The organism is Eilatimonas milleporae (genome assembly GCF_003688555.1).
Taxonomy (GTDB): Bacteria; Pseudomonadota; Alphaproteobacteria; order Sphingomonadales; family Kordiimonadaceae; genus Eilatimonas; species Eilatimonas milleporae.
Genome location: NZ_REFR01000010.1, coordinates 634,064 through 657,222 on the forward strand (window position 1 = coordinate 634,064; position 23,159 = coordinate 657,222).

At 57.3% G+C, this 23,159-nt stretch carries 19 protein-coding genes; 5 read left to right on the forward strand and 14 right to left on the reverse strand.

From position 1 onward, the window contains the following. Positions 1–43 precede the first annotated feature (43 nt). The 4 genes from pstA to phoB all read left to right on the forward strand — a co-directional run bounded on the left by pstA (position 44) and on the right by phoB (position 3,641). Complete coding sequence (gene pstA / locus BXY39_RS07630) at positions 44–1,312, forward strand: phosphate ABC transporter permease PstA (protein ID WP_121938407.1); 1,269 nt, start codon at positions 44–46, stop codon at positions 1,310–1,312. 46 nt (positions 1,313–1,358) lie between these two features. Then, on the forward strand, positions 1,359–2,135 hold the full coding sequence (gene pstB, locus BXY39_RS07635) for a phosphate ABC transporter ATP-binding protein PstB (protein WP_121938229.1): 777 nt from the start codon (positions 1,359–1,361) through the stop codon (positions 2,133–2,135). Positions 2,136–2,160: 25 nt separating this feature from the next. Then, on the forward strand, positions 2,161–2,865 hold the full coding sequence (gene phoU / locus BXY39_RS07640) for a phosphate signaling complex protein PhoU (RefSeq protein ID WP_121938230.1): 705 nt from the start codon (positions 2,161–2,163) through the stop codon (positions 2,863–2,865). Positions 2,866–2,951: 86 nt separating this feature from the next. Then, a complete protein-coding gene (gene phoB, locus BXY39_RS07645) occupies positions 2,952–3,641 on the forward strand; it encodes a phosphate regulon transcriptional regulator PhoB (protein WP_121938231.1) in 690 nt (229 codons plus the stop codon). On the opposite strand, the gene BXY39_RS07650 is transcribed toward phoB, so the two are convergent. The 11 genes from BXY39_RS07650 to BXY39_RS19995 form a co-directional block, all read right to left on the reverse strand. Beyond that, positions 3,638–5,539: an XrtA/PEP-CTERM system amidotransferase gene (locus BXY39_RS07650; protein WP_121938232.1), complete on the reverse strand. Its 1,902-nt coding sequence runs from the start codon at positions 5,537–5,539 to the stop codon at positions 3,638–3,640. The genes phoB and BXY39_RS07650 overlap by 4 nt on opposite strands. Next, on the reverse strand, positions 5,515–7,113 hold the full coding sequence (gene xrtA / locus BXY39_RS07655; protein ID WP_121938233.1) for an exosortase A: 1,599 nt from the start codon (positions 7,111–7,113) through the stop codon (positions 5,515–5,517). The genes BXY39_RS07650 and xrtA overlap by 25 nt, the downstream gene beginning before the upstream one ends. Continuing rightward, positions 7,113–8,318 (reverse strand): TIGR03087 family PEP-CTERM/XrtA system glycosyltransferase, encoded by a 1,206-nt coding sequence (locus BXY39_RS07660; protein WP_121938234.1) that lies wholly within the window; start codon positions 8,316–8,318, stop codon positions 7,113–7,115. The genes xrtA and BXY39_RS07660 overlap by 1 nt, the downstream gene beginning before the upstream one ends. Before the next feature lie 14 nt (positions 8,319–8,332). Further along, positions 8,333–9,379 carry a FemAB family XrtA/PEP-CTERM system-associated protein gene (locus tag BXY39_RS07665; RefSeq protein ID WP_121938235.1) on the reverse strand — a complete coding sequence of 349 codons (1,047 nt, stop codon included), beginning with the start codon at positions 9,377–9,379 and terminating at the stop codon, positions 8,333–8,335. Then, complete coding sequence (locus BXY39_RS07670) at positions 9,376–10,230, reverse strand: XrtA system polysaccharide deacetylase (RefSeq protein WP_121938236.1); 855 nt, start codon at positions 10,228–10,230, stop codon at positions 9,376–9,378. Before BXY39_RS07670 ends, BXY39_RS07665 begins: the two co-directional genes overlap by 4 nt. An 8-nt stretch (positions 10,231–10,238) precedes the next feature. Next, positions 10,239–11,333, reverse strand: a complete 1,095-nt coding sequence (locus tag BXY39_RS07675; protein WP_121938237.1) for an XrtA/PEP-CTERM system-associated ATPase — start codon at positions 11,331–11,333, stop codon at positions 10,239–10,241. Positions 11,334–11,339: 6 nt separating this feature from the next. Further along, a complete protein-coding gene (locus BXY39_RS07680; protein WP_121938238.1) occupies positions 11,340–12,848 on the reverse strand; it encodes a TIGR03016 family PEP-CTERM system-associated outer membrane protein in 1,509 nt (502 codons plus the stop codon). A gap of 107 nt (positions 12,849–12,955) precedes the next feature. Further along, positions 12,956–14,029, reverse strand: a complete 1,074-nt coding sequence (locus BXY39_RS07685; protein WP_121938239.1) for an XrtA-associated tyrosine autokinase — start codon at positions 14,027–14,029, stop codon at positions 12,956–12,958. 27 nt (positions 14,030–14,056) lie between these two features. Further along, positions 14,057–15,685, reverse strand: a complete 1,629-nt coding sequence (locus BXY39_RS07690; protein WP_121938240.1) for an XrtA system polysaccharide chain length determinant — start codon at positions 15,683–15,685, stop codon at positions 14,057–14,059. Positions 15,686–15,802: 117 nt separating this feature from the next. Then, positions 15,803–16,444, reverse strand: a complete 642-nt coding sequence (locus BXY39_RS07695) for an XrtA/PEP-CTERM system exopolysaccharide export protein (protein WP_121938241.1) — start codon at positions 16,442–16,444, stop codon at positions 15,803–15,805. Positions 16,445–16,882: 438 nt separating this feature from the next. Then, positions 16,883–17,812: a glycosyltransferase gene (locus tag BXY39_RS19995; RefSeq protein WP_342779430.1), complete on the reverse strand. Its 930-nt coding sequence runs from the start codon at positions 17,810–17,812 to the stop codon at positions 16,883–16,885. Between BXY39_RS19995 and BXY39_RS19680 the strand changes: the two genes are divergently transcribed. Then, positions 17,717–18,067: a hypothetical protein gene (locus BXY39_RS19680; RefSeq protein ID WP_245999003.1), complete on the forward strand. Its 351-nt coding sequence runs from the start codon at positions 17,717–17,719 to the stop codon at positions 18,065–18,067. The genes BXY39_RS19995 and BXY39_RS19680 overlap by 96 nt on opposite strands. A 25-nt stretch (positions 18,068–18,092) precedes the next feature. Here BXY39_RS19680 and prsT read toward each other — a convergent pair whose 3' ends face one another. The 3 genes from prsT to BXY39_RS07720 all read right to left on the reverse strand — a co-directional run bounded on the left by prsT (position 18,093) and on the right by BXY39_RS07720 (position 23,100). Further along, the gene (prsT, locus tag BXY39_RS07710) at positions 18,093–21,011 is read right to left on the reverse strand and encodes an XrtA/PEP-CTERM system TPR-repeat protein PrsT (RefSeq protein ID WP_147453506.1); all 2,919 of its coding nucleotides are present in this window, start codon (positions 21,009–21,011) and stop codon (positions 18,093–18,095) included. Next, positions 21,008–22,396 (reverse strand): TIGR03013 family XrtA/PEP-CTERM system glycosyltransferase, encoded by a 1,389-nt coding sequence (locus BXY39_RS07715; protein WP_121938245.1) that lies wholly within the window; start codon positions 22,394–22,396, stop codon positions 21,008–21,010. Before BXY39_RS07715 ends, prsT begins: the two co-directional genes overlap by 4 nt. A gap of 92 nt (positions 22,397–22,488) precedes the next feature. Continuing rightward, positions 22,489–23,100: a uracil-DNA glycosylase family protein gene (locus BXY39_RS07720; protein ID WP_211332125.1), complete on the reverse strand. Its 612-nt coding sequence runs from the start codon at positions 23,098–23,100 to the stop codon at positions 22,489–22,491. Positions 23,101–23,159 lie beyond the last annotated feature (59 nt).

The window sequence follows — 23,159 nt, forward strand, 5'->3', positions numbered from 1 at the left end:
CGGCCATACCCTTTCAAAACCGACGGACTGGCAATCGACGGCCATGTCTAGGCGTGTACAGGCGCGTTATGTGCGCGAACGCATATTCAAAGTTTTCGGGCTGTTGGCAATTCTGACGGGAGCCACGTTTCTGTTTGTCCTGCTTTTCAATATCGTTTCCGACGGGATGGGCGGCTTTTATCAGGCGCGGATAAAACTTGAAGTCTCCTTCGACCCCGATGTTCTGGGGGACCCGTCGGTTCTGAACGAAGAGGATTTTGAAAGGTCGGTATACCAGGCCAACATGACGCAGCTCATCCTTGGTGCCTTGCAAAGGCAATTTCCGGATGTAAGGACATCCTCCGATCTCAGGCGGCTTGTCAGACTTGTGAGCCGGGGCGCCCGCTGGCAGTTGCGGCATATGGCGCTGAAAAATCCCGATCTTGTCGGAACCACCCGAGCCGTCGACCTGCTGGCTTCGGACGATATTGATCAGGTGATCAAAGGAAACATCAATATCGACGTGCCCGAAAGCGACCGTCGGGTCAAGGACAAGGAACTCGGCTGGCTGACCAGACTGCAGGACGCCGGACTGGTATCGAAGAAGTTTCACCACCTGTTCCTGACCAGCGGGGATTCGCGGGAACCGGAACTGGCCGGTATCTGGGGTGCGGTCATGGGGTCGGCACTGACGCTGCTGGTGACGCTGGTCATCGCTTTCCCCATCGGTGTCATGTCGGCCATTTATCTTGAGGAATTCGCCCCCCAGAACCGACTGACGGACCTTATCGAGATCAATATCAACAACCTTGCGGCCGTACCGTCCATCGTCTTTGGACTGTTGGGTCTGGCGGTTTTCCTGAATGTTGTCGGCCTGCCCAGATCAGCCCCGATTGTCGGCGGGGTGACGCTGGCCCTGATGACCCTGCCAACGATCATCATCGCGTCCCGTGCCGCCATCAAGGCGGTACCGCCATCAATCCGGGATGCCGCCCGCGGCCTGGGGGCGTCGCCGATGCAGGTCGTCTTTCATCATGTATTGCCCGTGGCCATGCCCGGCATACTGACAGGAACCATCATCGGCATGGCACAGGCCCTGGGAGAAACGGCCCCCCTGCTGATGATCGGCATGGTCGCCTTTATCGTCGACATCCCGAACAGCATAAACGACGCCGCAACGGTTCTGCCCGTGCAAATCTATCTTTGGGCTGAAAGTCCCGAGCGGGCCTTTGTCGAAAAGACATCGGCGGCCATCATGGTTCTGATGTTTTTCCTCATTTGCATGAATGGCGTCGCCATCTGGCTGCGCCAGCGCTTTGAGAAGAACTGGTAACCCGTTCGGCCGGTAGCATCGAGGACAAGGATCAAGCGGAACGCTCATGAGCACATCCCAACCCCACACACCAAAGATGACCGCCCGTAACGTGCATGTGCATTATGGAACCACGCATGCCATCGACGACGTCGACCTGGACTTGCATAGCGATGAGGTCACGGCCCTTATCGGTCCGTCCGGATGCGGCAAATCCACCTTTCTGCGCTGTCTGAACCGGATGAATGATTCTGTCGCCGGCTGCCGCGTTACGGGGAAGATCACGCTGGACGGTGTGGATGTATATGAGCCGAAAATCGATGTTGTACAGCTGCGCGCCCGTGTCGGCATGGTCTTTCAGAAGCCCAATCCGTTTCCGAAATCGATCTATGACAATGTCGCCTATGGACCGCGCATTCACGGGCTTGCCGACAGCCGCACAGACCTGGACGAAATTGTCGCCACATCGCTGGATAAAGCCGGGTTGTGGGATGAGGTCAAGGACCGCCTGGAACAACCCGGCACGGCCCTGTCCGGCGGACAGCAGCAGCGCCTTTGCATCGCGCGGGCAATTGCCGTCAATCCCGAAGTCATTCTGATGGATGAACCCTGTTCAGCCCTCGACCCCATCGCCACGGCCCGCGTCGAAGCCCTCATCGAGGAACTCAAGGGCCGTTATGCCATCGCCATCGTCACCCACAGTATGCAGCAAGCGGCGCGTATTTCGCAGAAAACCGCTTTTTTCCATCTTGGCGTGCTCGTCGAGCATGGCGATACAACACAGATATTCACATCACCGCAGGATGATCGCACGCGGGATTACATTACAGGCCGCTTCGGCTAATAATGTGCGAAGAGGCACGGAATTCATGACTGAGCATATTGTACGATCCTACGACACCGAACTGAAAGAGCTGCGCAGCATTGTCAGCCGCATGGGCGGCATGGCGGAAGAGCAGTTGGCAGACGCCATGAAGGCTCTGAACGAACTTGACATCAACCTGGCGAACACGATCCGCAAACAGGATCATCATATTGACGATCTGGAACTGAAAGCCGAACAGGCATCAATGTCCATGTTTGCACGCCGTGCGCCCGTGGCCGATGATCTGCGCGAAGTGGTGTCCGTCCTGAAAATGACAACGATGATTGAACGGATGGGCGACTACGCCAAAAACATTGCCCGCCGTACCATCGCCATCGCAGAAGATGGTGCGGTCGAACTGCCCGAGACCATGCAGCGCATGGCGCAGGATGCCCGTCACATGATCCAGGATGTCATCGACGCGTATGTACACCGCGACCCGGATGCCGCTGTAGAGGTATGGGAGCATGACGAAACGCTGGACAATATGCACAATGCCGCCTATCGGCAGATCATCGCTGCAATGATGGAAAATCCAAGTCAGATCAATGCATTGACGCATCTCTTGATGATTGCGAAAAATCTGGAGCGGATCGGCGATCAGGCCACGAACGTGGCCGAGCATGTCTATTATGCCATCACCGGTTTGCAGCTTGAAGACACGCGCCCCAAGGGGGATGCCACAAGCGATGGCGGGGCGGATGTCTGAGCTGAGGAAGTCCCCATAACACATGACCGGATAGCCGGCACCGAACAGTAAAACGATGACTAGTTGAAGGCTTGGGAGAAAACGTCGTGAAAACCCGGATCTTACTGATTGAGGACGACGAGAACATCACCGAACTTGTCCGCTACAATCTGGAACGCGCCGATTATGAGGTTGACTCAACCGCCGACGGCGAGGACGGGCTGATGCGCGCCAGCGAAAAAACGCCGGACATTATCCTTCTGGACTGGATGCTGCCCAACCTGTCCGGCCTGGAAATCTGTCGCCGCCTGCGCCGGGACAGTGATACAGCCAATGTTCCGATCATCATGCTGACAGCGCGGGCCGATGAACCGGATCGTATCCGCGGCCTGGAAACGGGGGCGGACGACTATGTCACCAAACCTTTTTCGCCAAAAGAACTGATCGCCCGCATTCAGGCTGTTCTGCGCCGTGTGCGCCCGGCACTGGCGGGAGCGCAACTGAGTTTTGAGGATATCACGCTGGACAATGTGTCACACCGTGTGACCCGTGGCGATAAACAGATCCATCTTGGGCCGACGGAATACCGGCTTTTGAGGCATTTCATGGAAAATCCGGGCCGCGTTTTCTCGCGCGAACAACTGCTTGATTCCGTATGGGGGCACGATGTGTATGTGGAGCCCCGAACGGTCGACGTACATATCCGCCGGCTGCGCAAAGCGATGAATGTGGATGGACTGCCCGATTACATCCGTACCGTACGGTCGGCGGGATACGCATTGGACAGCAGGCGTTAGATCCGCGCATCCAAATGCCTTAGGCTGGTATCCAACATCATCAGTGACCATAAGGTGCCGCCGTGATCACGGCGGCCTGACATATGGTCCTGCGTCAGTCGGGACAATGCCTGCGGTGCAAAAAGCTTTGTATCAAGCAACGCCTCGGACCGGGCAAGCTGTTGGCATCTGTCGCCAAGCTCGGTGCGGAACCAGTCACTGAGCGGCACGGAAAATCCTTTCTTGGCCCCTGACAGGACGGATGGCGGCAGCAAGTCTTTCAACGCCTCGCGGAACACAGCCTTACCCTGCCCGTTTTTCAACCGCCCGGACGCCGGAACGGCAAGAGCCTTTCCCACGAAAACATGGTCAAGAAGCGGGACACGCACCTCAAGGCCGACAGCCATGGATGTCCGATCCACCTTGGTCAGAATATCCCCCGGGATATAGGTCAGCAGGTCGATATACTGCACCTGCGTCAACGGATCCGCATCAGGCACCTCGCCGGCCAGTCTTTCAAACAGGTGCGCGGGATGGTACCCGTCAAGTTCGTCCCGGAAACGGCCAGTATAAAGAGTGTAACGGTCCCGGTCCGGAATACGCGATACCGCATTGAAATACGCAGCCGGCGCGGACCTGGCAATTCCCTCAAGCGTGGCCTTGGCACGCAGTGGTCGGGGCGCCCAATCCATTTTCGGCCACATACGCGACAAAGGGCCAAAGACATGGCGGCGGATGGGGCACGGTATTGCACGGCGTATCCGTTCTTCCGCCATATGGAAACGATACCGCCGATACCCGGCAAACAATTCATCGCCACCATCACCGGACAGGGCAACCGTCACCCGCTCACGCGCCAGGGCACTGACCCGATAAGTCGGCAAGGCGGAAGGATCGGCAAAAGGTTCGTCAAACATGAACGGCAACCGGTTGAGCGTATCTTCATCGCGTGGACTGGCAACGGCGCTGCGGTGCCGGGTGCCAAAGGTATCGGCCACCAAGGCCGCCATATCCCTTTCATCAAAGGCAGCCGTATCGCTGCCTATGGTACAGGTTTCCACCGGACCGGCTGACAGAGAACTCATCAGTGCGACAACGGCGCCGGAATCCATGCCGCCGGACAGAAAAGCACCCAGCGGTACATCGGCAATCATTCTGTGCTCAATGGCATCCCGCAAAGCCGGTATCAGATTGTCACCAGCCATATCCGCACCGACCATCCCCTCACCGGTGCCAATGGGGGGACGCCAGTATCTGTGCGGTGTCAACCGGGCTTCCCCCTGCCCGATCAGGGCAGTGTGCGCGGGCGGCAGTTTATAGATCCCTTCAAGAAGGCATTTGGGATCGGGGACATAGCCAAGAGCCAGATAATCGTCCAAGGCTGTCAGATCAATATGGCGCCGGACCTGCGGGTGCGTCAGGAGGGCCTTGAGTTCCGAACCGAACAGAAAGGTCCCATCCTGCAAACACGTATAATAAAACGGTTTGATCCCCAATCGGTCCCGCGCCAGGAAAAGAGTGCATTTGGCAGGGTCCCAGATGGCAAAGGCAAACATCCCGCGCAAATGTCTGACGCAGTCCACCCCCCAAGCTTCGTAGGATGCCAGCAGAACTTCCGTATCGGAACGTGTTTTGAATACATGGCCGAGAGACCCAAGTTCACGTGCCAATTGCCGAAAATTATAAATTTCTCCGTTGAACGTGACGACGGGCCCGCCGTCCCCACGCATCATGGGCTGGGCACCGCCTTCAATATCAATGATGGAAAGCCGACGGTGTCCCAGCGCGACACCGTCGCCCCAGTAAAATCCCTCGCCGTCAGGTCCGCGATGCGCGAGACTGCGCGTCATCGCTTTGACCATATCCCTGTCCGGCGGCCTGTCAGGTGATGATGTCAGGAGACCCGCGATACCGCACATGGCCGGCCCCTTTCTTCGCTGAAACGGATGAGTTCCGCGCCATATGCCGCATGCAACCCGCTTGCAAAATCGGCAAGCGCCTGTCTGGCAGCATCGGGACGTCGTCCCAAATGGATATCGCCTTCGACGAACAGCGTCACGACGGCCGCACGGCCGCCCTGCCCGTTAAAACGTGACAGAACAGTCCCCAGACGCGCGCCTGTGCCACTTTGCCATTGCCGTCCGCCGACAATAACGGACTGCCAATACAGACGCTGCTTATTGCCTCTCCAAGCCAGAAACTCCCTGAAATCATGGGTGTCAGCATCCTTTGCGGGGTTCAGAACAGCGGGCAGTCCCCGCCAACCACGCGTGAAGACGCCACTACCGGGACTGTCATATCGTTTGATCCCACCCTGAAAGGCAAAAACATCAATCTGCAGAAAAACCACCATGTCATCGCGGCGAAAAGCCATGCGAAATGTGTGATCGGCCATGCCTTCATGCGGCCAGGTCACGCCGGTGCCCTCAGGCAATGGGCGCCACCACGCATGATCCAGGCGATCCGGCGGCGGTAAACTGACAGGACAATCCATGGTCACACTGTCCCCCGACACACCATGGACAGGCGGCAGGATGAAAGCGGCAAACAGGGCCGTCACCAATGGCGTGAACAGCCAGATCCTCGCCAGCATGGCAGGCGACCGGCTGTCCTTTACCGCATCGGGCTGTGTGTCCGGCCGCTGCGGCGCCTGCCGCATACGTCCATCCGCCATACGATAGGCAATCAAGATCAGCAGCAGTAACATCAGGTAAAAGGCAACCATGCCGTAGATATAGTGCTTTACCCCCTGGGCAAGCGAGGCATCCAGCCATTCCGCCAACATCAGGGTTGTATAGACCCGTCCCGCATTGCCGATCACCGGCAACAGAACACCAAGGCTGAAAATCACCACCCGTTTCCACCACCGACGGCTGACCAGATGTGCAAGAAGAAGACCGGCGACAGCCCCGGCGAAAAGGAATTTCACCCCGGCACAGGCCTGCGCCACCTCATATGTACCGGTCGATGTGGTGATGAGCACCCCTTCCGACCGGATCAACACACCGCTGGCGTCCAGGGCGGCAACAACGGAACGGGCCGTAACGGTCTGGAGGACCGGCACCAGGCTTTCCCCGAAGGGAACGGCAAGCAGCAGGAAAGCCACAGGAAATGCGAGGACCCGCACTATTCCCAAGCCCAGAACGCTGGCCGCCACACCCTGGAACCCCATGAATAGGGCAATATGCTGGATCAATCGCACTTCCGCGACCGTACCGGCAAACCATAAAAGACTGGCAATCAGTAAATACAGACCACCCAACGCGGAAGGGCGTGGCGTATGCAGGGCCAATACGTCTTTTTGCCGCCACACCAGCCAGATGGCGATCAACGGCACCAGAAGCGCATGGGAATATGTGACATTGGCGGATACAAGCGCCAGCCAGTGAAAAAATGTATCATGCCATGCAACCAGCAAAACAAACCAGCCTGCGGCCACACCCAACAATGCATGCCGCCAGACAGGTGAAAGCGATTGCCATGCTGTCGGCATTACAGCCACCCCGCCAGAAGCATTTCGACCTTGGCCAGAGAGGTGGACCAGCTGTGTGCACGCATGACCTGCCGCCGTGCAGCCTGCCCCAATTGACGGCGACGGACAGGATCATCCCCCAAGGTCAGCACAGCCGAGACAAAAGCATCCGAACCGTCCGCCACCAGAAGGTGCCTGTCGGGAACCGCATCGATCCCCTCAAAAGCCTGCGGGCTGGCAATGACAGGTTTTGCCATTGCCATGCCTTCCAGAACCTTGTTCTGGATGCCACGTGCCGTGCGCAAGGGGGCAACAACGCATTCGGCGCGCGCCAGTTCCAATTCCATATCCGCCACATACCCCAAAACGGTGATCCCGGAGTCATCTGCTGCCAGAGCGGCAACCTTCGCATCGACCGGACCGCCGGCGATCACGAAGCGCGCTTCGGGTCTCTGCGCCCTGACATGTGGCCAGACATGCGCGGCAAACCACAGGACGGCTTCCACATTGGGGGGATATGTCATGGCACCGGTGAATAGAATGCGACCGGCTTCGGGAAGCTGACGCAGTCTCTCAGGGTCAAAGCGGTTGGTATCAACGCCGTTTGTGACAGCATGAACGCGAACCGCCAGCAAGGACGGCAAACGGTCGCGGTAGAGGGCGGCTTCGGCTTCACTGACCAGCAGGGTCGCCCGCGCGTAAGAGGTGAAAGCGATTTCCGCCCGCGCCAGCAGACGCGCTTCACGCCTGTACAGCCAGGCCATGATTCCGCCGGCCGATTGCGCATACGCAGCCCATTTGGCCGAGTCCACATCCACCAGATCCAGCAGAACCGGAATCCGCAGCCAGTCGTCTCGTTCCAGCAGGGCCGCGCCGGCCCCCGAATAGGCAATGATGAGATCGTATCCCTTGCGCCGTTCGGCCCGGATAAAACGCCGTATCGCATGGACAGGATATGCCGACAGGCTCAACGCCCTGCCCCGCAACAGGCCGAGCGCCGCCCCGATCGCCTGCCGCCAGCGCGGCAGAGAAACCGCTTTGACGGTGTCCAGCCTGGATTCCAGATAAGGAATATGCTCCCAGTCCCTCGGATCATCGATAAAACAGCCAAGGGATATGGAATGCCCGGCCTTGAGAAGATGTTCGATCATAGCCCAGGCGCGTATTTTATCGCCTTTGTTGGGCGGATAGGGAATGCGATGCGACAGGAAGAGGATACGGGCCATAACCGGCGCTTTCCCTAACCTAGATGACGGGCAAATACAGGGCCCAGGCGATTTGTCAGCAGCAAAGGCAAGCGGCGCCAGACGGCACTGGCAAAACCATACCCGCCGGCGCCCGGTGTTACATTGGGGGCCTTACGGCCTGGCGCGGTTCGTATCTCATAACCGAGAGGTGTCGGGGCGAAACCCCAGTTTCGCTTGAATCTATATGGCCCGCTATCGACCCGGCTGCGGCCGAAATCAAATAATACGCACCCGCGATCCGCCGCCCGTTCCATCAATGAAAAATACATGCCGTCATGCGCCGCGACCATGCGGGCAGACGGCGTGCCCCCTGCATAATACGGTCTGACCGTATCACCGTCGTAGAAACTGACCAGACTGGCAACCGCTTCACCGGCTTGTGTCTCAATAACGGCGAATTCCGCCTCATCGGGAAAAAGGTCGGCGATACCGGCAAAAAGGGCCTTCGGAAAAACCGGTGTTCCCAAATTACGAACACTGATGGCATAAAGCGCGTATGCTTGGCGCCAATTGGCATGCCCCAAACGGGTTTTCAGATTATTTTTCAAGGCTTTGCGAACGACTGCCCTCTGCTTTCGCGGGATTGCCTGAAGACGTGCGTCGGCGGTCGGGGCGATGGGGGCCTGAAAAACAGCGGACTGCCCCTCCAGAAGGGTCCAGTCCGGGTCATGTGCGTGGCTTGCCATGAGGCTGCGATATTCAAGAGCGGAAGCCCCCAAATCTTCGGCCAGGCGCCATGCGGCGTCATCCAGCATTGAAGCCGCCGCCGCATCATCAACGAGTGGTCCTCCATATACGGCAAAACTTGTCGAAATGAGGCTGCGGCCGAATAATAGGCTTTTGCGCAAGGACAATGGCAGGACCCCTGCAACCTGCCCTTTTTTTTCAGCGATCAAATAGGGACAGACCTGCCGGGCCGTTCGCTCCACCAGTGTTTTCCACCGAAACCCGTGCAACAATGTCCCATCCGGATGCGCGGTTACATAAGCATCCCAGCGTTCCGCATCATGGGGTTCAGCCAATCGCACGCAATAACTCATGCTGCCTCCGCCAGGGACAGCAACGCCTCGTCACGTAGGGATGACATGGTCTGCCATTGATGCTGACGCAACAGGTCGGCTACCTGCCCCGCCATACGTGACAAGCCGACCCGGTGTCGAAAACGCGATAGCATGGGTGCATCCGCTACATCCGGCTGTTCCGGGTCCAGCTCCCAAGGATGCATATAGAAGATACCGGCACCCGATTGGCGTATCCCCGCACCGAATGCCCAGCGCCCGAAAGGTTTTGGCAGCAACCGGAAATAACCACCGCCCGCCACAGGCCACCGACGACCGAAAAGCTCCAGAGCCGTCAACGGCAACTCAACAAGATCATGGTCTTTGACCGGGCGATAAGGCCGGCGGGAAGCGGTATCCTGTCCATAATGATCCGTCTTTACGGGATAGATGCTCGAAGAATACAAAAAACCGGTTTCCGCTAAAATACGATGCGCCCAGGCTGTTTCATCCGTCAGAGAGAAACTGGGAGCACGATACCCGGTGACGGCATACCCGGAAACATCCTCGAGGCTTTTCTTTGACCGGGTGATGTCTTCGGCAAACTGACCTGGTGTCAAGGTGTGAACGCGGGCATGGTCCAGCCCGTGACAGGCGATTTCATGGCCGGAATCCGCAATCGTCCTGATCACGTGCGGCGTATGCCCGGCCACCCAGCCAAGGCAGAAAAAAGTGGCTTTCACCCGTGCATCGGAGAGGAGGGAGAGAACCCGATCCACCTGCAAGGCGACACGGCTTTCAAGACGGTCCCAGCCATGACGGTTCAGGACGGTCTCGTAGGCACCGACCTGAAACCATTCCTCCACATCAACGGTGAAGGCGGGACGAAACATGGCCGGTTTCAGTCCTTATCCTTTGAGACCGCCCCGGTCTCCTTGTCATCTTCGTCAGGCGGTTCCTGCCCCTTGACCAACTGTCCCATCAGACTGGTCAACTGTTTCAGGGTTTGATCCTGCGACTGCATCATCCCCTCAAGCTGGTTCAGTCGGGTCTCCATACTTGATACCTTGTCATTACGCGCAGCCGCTTCCATTGGAACGGTGGGATCGTTAAGCGGACTAACAGGCGCGGTGGATACCGGTCTGGGCTTTTCCGCAGGCTTGATCGCGGAAGCGCTGCCCATCACATCGGCCTCCACGTCGGCGATCACTTCCGCAACGATTTTTTCGTCAATGGTGTGCGCCATTTCCAGGGCACCATACAGCAGAATACGGGAACACAGTGTGTTCAAACGCCTGGGGATACCCCGGGAATAATTGTAAATGGCCTGATAGGCACCCTTGGTGAAAACCGGATCTTCATTCCAACCGACCAGGGACAGTCGGTGCGTGATGTAAGGTTCGACCTCTTCCTCGTCCATCGGATCCAGATGGTGCGTGGCGATGACGCGCTGGCGCAACTGTTCCAGTTCCGGTGCCGTGAAAACCCGTTCGCGGAATTCATTCTGGCCGACCAGAAAGCTTTGCAGCAAGGCTGCGTCGCCGTCCTGAAAGTTGGACAGCATACGCATTTCCTCAAGCGCCGCATTGGACAGGTTTTGCGCTTCATCGACCACGAGGAGTGCACGCCGACCCGCGTTGTATTGTTCCCGCAGATACCGTTCCAGTCTGGCAAGAAGCTCGCCCTTGTCATCCGCCTGGGGGTCCAGACCGAAGGCCGCGACAACGCTTTTCAACAGGTCTTCGGCACTGAGCTGGGTACTGACGATCATAGCCGCGACATAGGCATTGTGATCCAGAGTATCAAACAGGTGGCGCACCAATATGGTTTTACCCGTTCCCGGATGGCCGGTGACGATAATGAACCCCTCGCCCTGATGCATGCCATATACGAGATATGCCATCGCCTTTTTATGCGTGCGGGAACTGAAATAGAAACGCGGATCGGGGGTCAACTGAAACGGACGACCGGTCAGATTGTAAAAGGTTTCGTACATAACGTCTTAAAAACGTGCCCTGAGAAACAGCGTCACCGCATTTTCCCGAAGGTCACCCCCTTCTGCATTCGAAAACCGTTGACTATAATTATATGTAATATCACCGAAAACATTCTGGGAAAATGTTTTACGGTAGGAAAGCGATGCGAGAATTGTCTGATCACGCCGGTCTCCTCCTTCGAAGTCGTTACTTCTGTAGCTGGCTTCGGCACGAAAATCGGAATTCCGGGTGATACGATGGGAATATCCGGTCCCTCCGCTCCATGAGACCGAGACACCACTATCATCATCAAATGTACGACGCTCGTAACTCGAATTCAAAAATACTTGATTGCGTTTGTCGCGCCAGTTGAGTGTCACATTGCCGGCCTGACGTCGGAAATCAATATCGGACAGGGTGAAGGGCTGGTCCACCTGGGTGATGGGTTGGCCACTGGGATCGACAATCCCAAGATTGTCGTCCCTGCTGAACCCTTCCAGCCCCAGATTGCCGACAATCGTATTGGCCGAGATACGATCAACATAGGTGGCCCTTATATCGACGCGCCGCGTCAACTGGTGGTTCAAGCTGACATCCCATAAGGGGCGATTGCCAACCCGCCCATGGCGCGCCTCAAACGCCGTACGCCGGCTCGGCACCCAACGGAACCCGCTTTCCCAGAAAAACCCCTCTTCCGCCAGGTCACTGTTCTGAAGATTGTTGTCCGTATAGCCCGCTGATCCGATCAGCCAGAAGCTCCGGGCCAGCCGGAACCAAACTTCACCAGACCAGCGGTCATTCCGGAAGCTCGGCACATCAAGCGATCGTTCAACCCTGCGCACACGACCGTCAGCCCTGAAACGGAGCCAGCCAAACCGCTCACCCGTATCCACCGTGATGTCGCCTTCATGGGACGTCGTATCGGAAAACCGGGTTGTGAAACTGTCGTCATCCAAATCATCAGCGCCACTCAGCGATACGCCGAAGCGGTATCTCAGGGTGTAATCCGCCACATTGCGTATCCGGCTGGTGAATTCGGCGCTGGCTGTATAGGTCTGTATAAGCTGCCTGTTGTCGCTGCGGTTGCCGATATTTCCAGACAGGCTTTGCTGACGGTCGATAAAACTTTGCTGTAAACTGCCACGGCCCGACAGGCGAAGGCGGTCGTCCAACCCGATATAGTCGATCACGGCCACACCGTTGGGACGGCTTTCCGTTGTGCCGTCATTAAGGAAGACAAGGTAATCGACCCAATAATCGACGGCGGCATCAAGATGGGCGCCTCTGGCCTGATAATTCAATCCAGGCGACAGGATCAGTGCTGTATCCGTGATTGTGTCCGTTTCGGTGAGAAGCACATTGTCTGTGACCGTAAAGCGCGTTTCCACACGCGGCTGAAGATCGAAAGTGCCGGCCTGGGCCTCATTGCCACCACCCGACAGCAGGCAAGACAACAGACAGGGAAATGCCGCCCACCGGCCCGCACGCAGTTGGCGAGCGTTTGCGCCCCCCTTATCCCTGAGTTTTTTCTTCATAGACCGGCTTTTTATGGGCCAGGCTCTTAATCGGCTTGGCGCTTTATCATTATTGGCCGGTACCACCGACCGTTTCTTAAGAAAGCCGGCATCACCCGACCATCGTCCTAACCCCCGTATCCGTAGTAGGTCGCGAATTTCTTGTTGCTGCCGCTAAAGCGGGTTTTGTTCAGCAAAAGATTGATGTTGGGACAGGCATTGATCATCGTCAGGCTTTCTTTCACCTGAGGTTCCGTGGTTTTTTCAGCCTCGATCACAAAAACCGTCTGGCCGGCGTACAGCGCCAGAACCGATGCCGCAGAACTGGCGAGAACAGGCGGCGAGTCCAAGAGAACCATACGGTCCGGATAACGGTTGGCTATTTCACTGACAATCGCATCCATCCGGTCGCTGGCCAGAAGCTCGGTCGTCAGATTGGACGGCCGGCCAGCCGGCAACAGAACCAGATTGGGGATATTGGTCCGCACCAGGCAATCCCCGATATCCAGGGACTTATCCGCCACGACATCCATCAGTCCCTTACCGCCGGCGACCCCCAAGCGGTCCAGAACTTCCGGCTTTGAAAAATCGGCATCCACCAGAAGAACGGTCGTATCCTGCTCGGTGGCGATGGATAGCGCCAGATTGATGGTACAGAAGGACTTGCCTTCTCCCGGGTTGGAACTGGTAACCAGCACCATGTTGCCATTTTCAACACGCCCGTCCCCCTTGGAAAAAGCATTCAGCAGCAGAGCACGCTTGATGATGCGGAATTCCTCCGACATGAGATTGGGCGGCATGTCAGGCGTCAGATATCCTGCCTCGCGCAATGCGACGAGGTCGATTTCCTCTTTGCGGACTTTATAAGCCTTCTTAGGGCCTGAGGCATTTTCAGCAGGCGTTCCGCCGCCCTGAGGGTTTAATGTGCTCGGATCAATCCGGCGTGCGGACCTTTCAGCACCGTAGGCCTCGCTTGACCCCGGTGTTCCGATGATGGACGGCTTACGCTGAACGGGTTTCAACGTATTTTCAACGGCAGCCTCAAGAAGCGACGGCGTCTTGTCCGCACGCTTTTCCGATTGCTCTGGCGGTGCGTCTGAGACATCCGGCGTTTCAGCGTTTTCGACAGCACGCTCGACAAGGCTGGCGTCTTTCTTGCGTTTTTCCGCAAGCTGTTTCGCAGCCCTTTCAATCAGATCCATACCAGATGATCCCTTACACGCGTTTCGTCAGCCGAACTGCGGCGAACCGAAAATGTCGAGTGCCACGAATAGGCCATAAACCATCAAAAGAGCGACGGACATGAAGGCAAAAGCCAGTAAATCCATATTGCGACGGCGGATATCCTCTTCCGATAGAGCCCGGGTCACATTGCCGAGAACCGGCATATCGAAATGGGAGCGCAACTGCTCGACCGTGACAACGACAGGGCGTAATTGCGACACGATCAGCGCTACGGCAACACCCGCCAGAAGCGCCCCGACAAGAACGGCTGTCAGATACAGAAGGCGCGGCGGACCGCTTGGAAACTGGGGTGTAACCGGTTGCTCGACAACCCTGAGGGAAACCGCCTGATCCGTGCCCTCCACATCAGTGCGCAGATCCAGGTCCTGCTTTTCCTGAACCAGTTCCGTATATTGACGACGGATCGTCTGATAGTCGCGCTTCAACTGCTTTTCCTGCGCTTCGATTTCAGGGACCCGTTTTGCTTTCTGCTCCATATCGGCGACGAGACGCGTCTGTTCCTGAGACCGTTTTTCCAATGTCGCCATTTCCGTTTTTTTATTGATCAGTTCAAGCATCAGTTGCTCATAAAGACGGTTGGGAGTCTCGGTGGTCGCCGTCGACGTGGCACCGCTGTTGGCCGAATCCGCCAATTCCTGCTGAATTTGTTGGCGTTTCTGTTCCAACTCTTCTTCAAGGGCGGCAATCTGGCGGCGTACATTCTGCACGTCGGGGTGCTGTTCCTTCATGCCGAGAGATTTCAGATTGTCGTACTTTTTCTGAAGGTCCTCGATACGAACCTCCAGCGGGTCCTTGGCACCACCCCGCCGTCCGCCAAGGCTTGTTGTCGGCTCGCGAATGGTGGGGGGAACATTCTCCAACTGCTTTTGCAGCGTTTCGACCGTCACGCTCAGTTCGGAAATCTGATTGCGGGTCCTGCGCAAATTGGTCTGGGCTGTTTCCAGTTTGGACAGAAAACTGCCCTGCCCGCCCAAATACTCCAGATTATCCTGCTTGAACTGAGCATGAGCGCGCTCGGCGTCTTCCAGCTGCCGGGAATAATTCCCAATCTGCTGGTCCAGAAAGTCCACGGCGCCTTCCGCCTTCAGCTGTCCTTCCTCGGTATTCCGCTCAAAGAAGAACGCCAGGAGATTGGTCACAACGACCTTGGACACTTCGGCGCGCTGGCGATCGCTCAATCTTCCATCGTCGATCGCAAATTCAATACGGAACATGCCTCCGTCCAGTGACAGGACACGGATATTGCGCTGCATGTAGGCAACCAGTTCATCCATATCCTTGTCAGTGCGGGCAAGGCGGTCCAGATAGTCCGATCTGCGGATGATCTTTTCCAGATTGGGCCGTGTCACCAATGTACGGCGCACCAGATCAACCTGGCGCGTCACATTCACGTTGATCCCCAGGTTTTTGGCGATTACCGGCAACAGGGTTTCCGTATCCACGAAAACCTGAGCGGTGGCCGTATATTTGTAAGGCATGGTGGACACCAGCGCCCACCCCATAAGACCCACGACCCACGCACTGACAAGCATATACCAGCGCTTGCGCCATATGCCGTAAGCAAGCGTCAGAAACTGCTGGTATAATTCCGGCAAACCCAAAGTCTGTGCCATCGCTGTCTCCTCTCGGGAACGGCTGCCGTTCACCGCGAAACCTTTATTTCCCTGCCCCCTGTAGTGCCGATACCCTCAGTTTTCTTTATTGTGGCGCACCGGCAAATCACGGTTTTTTTAGAGAATACTCTCCGGAATAATCAGCACATCGCCTGGCAATATCCGGACGTTTTTACTGACATCCCCATCCTTGATCAGAGCATCGACCTTAACAGAATACTCTTTTTGTTCTCCATCGACAAATCGTACCAGCGTTGCCCTGTCACCGTCGGCAAATTCCGTCAATCCGCCAACGTCAATCATGACATCGAGAAGGGTCATGTTTGCCCGATACGGAATGGATTGAGGATTGGCGGCTTCCCCCACCACGCGCACCTGCTGCGAAAAAGGACCGGTAAAACCCTGAACGATAACGGTCACAATGGGCTGCTGAAGATAAACGCCAAGGCGTTCTTCAATATCGCGTGCCAGCTGACTTGGCGTTTTACCGGTTGCCGGCAAGTCATCGATAAGCGGCATCGACAGCCGGCCGTCGGGTCGGATGGTAACCCCCACCGACAATTCCGGATTGCGCCACACAAAAACCGTCAGATCGTCCAAAGGGCCCACCAGATAATCCGGACCGGGTCCTTCATCCGGCGGCACAAAAGGCGCAGGCGGCAACTCAGGACGGTGATTTCCACAGGCGGAAAGTGTGAAAAGCACTGTCAAGAGAATGGCAATTCTGAGAAGCACATTCCGTCCCTTCGTTACAAGCATGATTGCAGAAGCCAACCACGAATATGGCCGCCCCTCATCTTCTGGATCAATGAAATTTGCCAAAAACACAACATTTCTCTTGGCAAAGCGCGGAGAAAAAAGAAGAAATTACAAAAATGCAACTTTTGGCTATGAGTATCGCGCACCAGTGAACACCGTGCCGATTTTCCTCCCGGTATTCAGTCCGGGGCCTTATTCCCGATCCGGACCACGGTTTGGTGCGCTCGCGTCAGGCGCCTCAGATCTTTGCGGTTTTTGCACGCGGCTTTTCCTGCTTTTTTCCGCCGTGTCACTGCCGATACCGGCCAACTCATCAAAAGGACCCTGGTCATCCTGCCAGAGCGCCCACCCGATAACCCCTGCGATCACCACACAGAAAAAGACGTAATAGAGCGTTTCTATCATGACATGATATATAGCACGGCACCGGCCGAGCCGTTAAGCGCAACGATCATGGCAATCAACAAGGCCCTGGAAAATATTCCATTGCCCGGCGGAGGTTTCCTCCCAGCCGAAACCTTCGGCAAAACGTCTGGTGTCTTCCCGCCTGGGCGGATCCCGAAGAATTTTTCCGACGGCATCGGCAACGGCATCGGCCGTACCCGCTGCGGCAATCCTACCGGCGGTATCTGACGTCACCAGATCAGCCCCGGCTCCCACATCACGGGTCACAACGGGCGTGCCACAAGCCATGGCCTCAAGCAAAACATTGGCCCACCCTTCACGATCGGAGGGCAACAACAAAACATCCGCCGCACTGTACAGAGGGGCAAGCTCTGCCGGTTTTTTGGCACCCAAAAAATACACTCTGTCGGCAATATTCAGTGCCTGGGTCTGTTTCTCGAGACGACCTGCGTCGGGGCCAGTGCCAACAATCAGTGTTGTCACCTGCGTATGCGCGGCCGTCGCTGCCAGAACAAGATCCAGGCGCTTGCGCGGAATCAACCAGCCCACATACAGCAAAACAGGCCCCCGCAAACCCAATGCGGCGCGCGTCTCAGCTCTTCGGGTCGGAGAAAAGCGCTGCAAGTCCACGCCGTTTCTCAGAACCGTGACCGTGGCAGGATCAACCCCTTTCGTCACCAAAGCCCGTTTCAGCGAACGCGATACGGTTATCACCCTGCCCGCAGCCTTGATCGCCTGCCGCATCTGCTTCCAGGCAAACGGATAATCAGCAATCTCAGTCACATCACTGCCACGGGCCGTCAGAACGAAGGGCTTCCCGAAATGACGGGCCACCCGTGCCGCGGCTACCCCGTCAGGATAAAGATAATGCGCATCGATAAGATCGGCGTCGAACCCTTGTTGTCTCAACCGTTCCATGGCACGTATCCCGGCCTGCGCGAGTGTCAGGGGGGTCAGACGCATACCCACTTTCGGCACCGCCAGAAAACGGGGATGATCTATTGTCAGGCCGGCTCTTTCCTCTTGCAGCGCTATGGCAGCCATGCGGCCATAGCGCCCGAAAATCTCTCCTTTCAAGGGGAAAAAGGGGACCGGGGCAATCACCCTGCAGTCGACCGGAAAGTGTTGGATCAAATGCCGCAGCCGGTTTTCAACAAAAATGCCAAGCGACGGCTCCTGCTCATTTGGAAAAAGGCTAGAAAACAGTATTGTTTTTAAAGAACTGCTCACCACACTTACAGCTTTACATCAACTGCTCAAGCTGGGAGCGGGCCGCATCGGCACCGTCAAAATCCGGGTCCAGACTTAGGGCTTTCTCCAACTGACGACGCGCCCCTTCCCGATCTCCACGCGCCACCAGAGCCATGGCATAATGATATTTATACCGCGCTTGCGCCGGGGCCCTGCGTGCGGCCGCGGCAAGAGCGGCGACAGCTTCGCCAACATCGCGTTCTGCCTGCAACTTCACCCAGCCGTACACATTCAGTACATAGGGGTCATCCGGCATCAATGTACGCGCGCGTTCCGCATATATGACACTTTCCTTCCTTCCGAGGTCGAGATAAACCTCGGCAAGGCGCGCGGAGACATTGGCATCGGCCAATCCCGCCGCCAGTATCTCTTCCAGTTGGCGTGCCGCCGACTGGGGATCACCCTGACGGCGATATATCTCGCTGAGCGCCAGACGCAGACGGCGAACGCCAGGCATATCATCCAGTGCATCGCGCAGAACCCGGACCGCAGTCTGATGGTCACCCGTGGCTTCCAACGCCCGTGAGAGGCCGAGAGCAAGCTCTGGATTCCGTTCTCCCGCCTCTTCCGCCCGGCGATATGCCGCAACCGCGTCTGTAGGGCGGCCGCTGGTCAGAAACGCATCGCCGAGCACCGCCTGCGACACGTCGTCCGGCCGGGCCGCGATCCGCAAATCAGGATAGCGTCTCAACGCTTCATCCAAGCGCCCGCCGCGCGCATCCGCCGCGAAAAGATACCAATTGAGACGCTGGCGGTCTTCCTGACCGGCACGCTCATAGGCACGGGTGAAGGAAAATCGTGCACCCGTTGTCAGCCCGGCCGCCAGCAAAGCCCGCCCGTGCAACTCATTGGCCGCGGGGTCGTCAGGGCGATAGGCCACATAACGGGACAGAATACGGGCCCCACGCGCCGGATCGCCGACATCCATCATAATCGCGCCAAGGCGTGCCAACAGTTCCGGCCTGTCAGATGCCATGGATACGGCACGGCTTGCCTGATCCCGGGCAACCAGGGTCCTGCCAGCCCGTGACAGTGCATCGGCATAATCAACCCTGACCTCGGCATCGGCGGGACGGGCCCGAACCACTTCGCGGAAATATTCGACCGCCTCTTCGGCACGATCGAGTGCGAAAAGACTCCGCCCCAACAACGCCTTGGCGCGAATATCGCCAGGCACGGCATCCAGCAGGGTTTCAAGATCCCGTACAGCACCATCCAGATCACCAAGCGCGAAACGGGCCAGAGCCCTGTTGCGTCTGGCGGTGTGATAGTCATCACGCCTGGAAAGAGCCGTATCAAAACTTTCCAGCGATGCCTGGAAATCCCCCTGAACATACCGGACCGTACCGAGCAGATTGTGGCCGAGAGCCCTTTCAGGCGCCACGGCCAGCAAACGTCGCGCGGTTTCCGCGGCCGCGTCCAAGGCACCGCTTCTGATCTGCATGCTTGCCAGAAGACTAAGGCCACGCACATCCCCTTCAGATGAGCGCATGCTGTTTGCCAATGTGGAAAGACCGGCATCCGCCCCATCAGCGACAAAACGCACCAAAGCCAGCTTACGGGTCAGTCCTTCCAAAAGGACACTGCCATTGACGGCATCAGCGGCAATATCGGTATCGGCAATATCAGCCAGCAGTTCTTCTCCCTCGGCCACATCGCCAACGGCAATTGCGGCAGTAGCCGAGAGTGCGGCGGCGAGCGGGTCGCGCCGATCTTCAACTGTCAGAAGCGGTGCCAGAATCTGGCGGGCCTGTCCGGGCCGACCCTGGCGGATCAGACTTGCCGCCAGCGTCAGTCTGGCTTCCCGGTTATCCGGACGCGCCGCCAGAACGCGTGACAATGCCCTTTCGGCGGCCGTATCCTTGCCTGTGGCGTAAGATACAAAGCCAAACACGTAAAGGGCGGGTAAATACCGGTCTACCAGGGTCCGGGTGCGCAGCAAAAGGGCTTCCGCACCGGTATAATCCCCTCTTCGTGCCAGAAGAACCGCATTCAGATACTGTGCGATCGGGTGGCCCGGCGCCGAGGCATAGACAATGTCCAAGTGATTTTCCGCCGCATCGTCCTGACCAGCGGCAATTTTCAGCGCGGCCAGCTCCAACTGCGCCAAAATATTGCCCGGGAAAAGGGCAGCGGCCCGCTCAAAGGCCACTCTGGCATCGTCAGGCCGCCCCTGGTAACGGGATATCAGCCCCTGAGTATACACCACCATGCTGCTATCCGGCGAAAGCCTAGCAGCCTCCTGCGCCAACGTGGCGGCCTTGTCATAGTCTCGCGCCTGCAACGCAAGACGGGCAAGGCCCAGATAGGCACGGTGATCTTCCGGCGCCGCGTCCCGGGCCAGGGCATAATAACGCTGGGCGTCCTGCAACTGCCGGCCTGCGAAATGCGCGTCCCCTTGCACGACAAGGGCCTCGGTGCGCTGACTTTCAGGGATCGACACACCGCGCAGAGCCCCCAGCGCTTCCAGTGCACGGCCCTGCATCAGATATGCCTTGGCCAGCATCACGGACGTGGCCGCGTAATCGGCCCCCAAATCGCGGGCCCGTCCGATCGCGGCCTCGGCGGTCACGCCCGCGCCGCTTTCCAGATAAGCCCGCGCCATCAGCAAATAAAGCGGTACGGATGCCTCGTCCCGGTCCACCATCGCGCTGAGAATGTCCAGCGCATCCGCCGGGCGACGGTCCTGCAGGGCGGCCTCCGCCAATTCCAGTGTAGGCAGGCCCGCTTGCGAAGGGTTCCCGGCGGTCTCCTGCCCCAGCGCCAAAGGTGCAGTGCCCAAGGTACCGATCAGGATTAGAAAGCCGGCGGACAGAACACGCACCCTGGACCCTGACGATGGCCGGGGTGATGTGGCATCCACCATGCTACGTGTCTTGAAACCAGACTGCTGAAGATCAGGAACCGTCATCGAACCCCCTGCGGAAAGATCACCACCCGGATCGTTTGTAAAACAATCAGAAAATCCAGAAACAGAGAGTAATTTTTGATGTAATAGAGGTCATATTCAAGCTTGCGGCGCGCGTCTTCGGCGGAGGCACCGTAAGAATAGCGCAGTTGCGCCCACCCGGTAATACCCGGCTTGACAAGGTGACGTTCAGGATACAATGGCAGCGCGCGTGCCAGTTCCTCGACGAAAAAAGGCCTTTCGGGACGCGGGCCCACGATGCTCATATCCCCTTTCAGCACATTGATGATCTGGGGAATTTCATCAAGCCGGGTCCGCCGGATGAAACGCCCCACCGGCGTGATGCGGGGATCGTTTTTCTGAGCCCATTGCGGCCCGCCGGATGCCTCGGCATCCTCACGCATGCTGCGGAATTTCAGCAATTCGAAGTCCTGCCCATCCAGGCCGACACGCGTCTGTTTGTACAGAACCGGTCCAGGGCTGGTGATCCGCACAGCGAACGCCGTTACAAGTGCAAAAGGGGCCGTCACCAACAATAAAGTCAGGGCCGTGGCAATATCGAATACCCGTTTGCCGGTCTTTTCCAATGGCGAGGGCGCGCTGAACCCCGAAACCGCGAGCCAAAAGGGGGCCACCGCCTTGAGGTCGAGACACCCCTGTGTCCGCTCGATAAAACTGGCCATATCGACCAGCTTCAAGCCCTGCATTTTAACCCGCAGGAACTGTGAGATCGGCAAACTGTCGAAAATCGTATTGTCGGCGATCAGAATCATTTCCGCATCACGCGCGCGGGCGAAGCTGAGCAAATCGGGCATCAGGGGCGGACCGGCGGCATCAGCCCCGCCGGTTTCCTTCAAACGTCCGGGGTCAACCGCCCCAACCGGCTCCAGGCCGGCGTCTCCGGCCTTTGCGATCACATCCCTGGCAAGAGAGACAGACGCCGGATCACCGACGATAACCAGACGTGTGGCCAACTGCGTGGGCCAGATCAGGAAAATCAGAAATGCATGCCAAAACGATACGGCGATCCCGCTCAGCACAATGGCAATCACCAACACCGACCGCCAAAGCGCGATGGTCGGAATGAAATACAATACCGCGGAAACCAACATCATACCGGCGCACAAAGCAACCGCGACACGCAGTAGCAAAACACGAAAATCACGAATGGCATCAATTTGATAGGCACCAAAAGCCAGCATGCACATGCTGATCAGCACGGCAAAGACAATCGATGTCGCAAGGCTGGCGCTCATGGGATCGACAGCCAGTCCAAGCCCGCGATAGCGCAACCATCCAGCAGCCCATGAGGCAAGCAGCAACAGCAGAAAATCACCGGTGATCAACACCAGTTTAATCGGCGAGATATGGTGTCTAAAAATCCGCATATCTCATTCAATTTTTCAGATTTCGGCTATACATTTCCGCCATCAAATGCGTTGTTTGCAGATCAACTTATTCGATGGGGACGCTAACGCCGTTATGGGGACTTTACAATCCTGTTGGAGGCATCGAGCACCTGTCTTACCCGGTTTTGCAAAACCGGGATTACCTCGTCCTCGAACCACGGATTTCGTTTGAGCCAGATGTTATTACGCGGTGAAGGATGCGGCAGCACAAAGATTTGCGGTGCATAGTCACGCCACGCCTTGACCGTTTCCGTCAGGCTGGCCTGACGCCGGTTTCCCAAATGGTATGACTGGGCATATTGTCCGATGACGAGAGTCAGCTCCGGCGGGGGCAAGACACCAAACAACTTGTCATGCCATGCCTTACGGCAGGCGGGATCGGGCGGTTTGTCGCCACCTTTGGGAGCCCGGCCAGGATAGCAAAATCCCATGGGAACAATGTTGATGCAGTCCGCATTGTAAAACAGGCTCCGGTCAATTCCCATCCAGGTTCGCAATCGGTCCCCGGAGGGGTCATTGAAAGGAATTCCCGTGGCATGAACCTTTGTCCCCGGTGCCTGAGCCGCCACCAGAATACGTGCGGTCCCGGAGACCTGCAAAACCGGTCTGGGCCCAAGAGGCAAACGGCTCTCACATATGCGGCAGGACCGGATATCGCGAACCATGGTATTCAGAAGATGCATATGAGCGGCCACCCTGCGTGAGGATTCAATGCAAGACTTTTTTGTCCGGTTGGACAAAT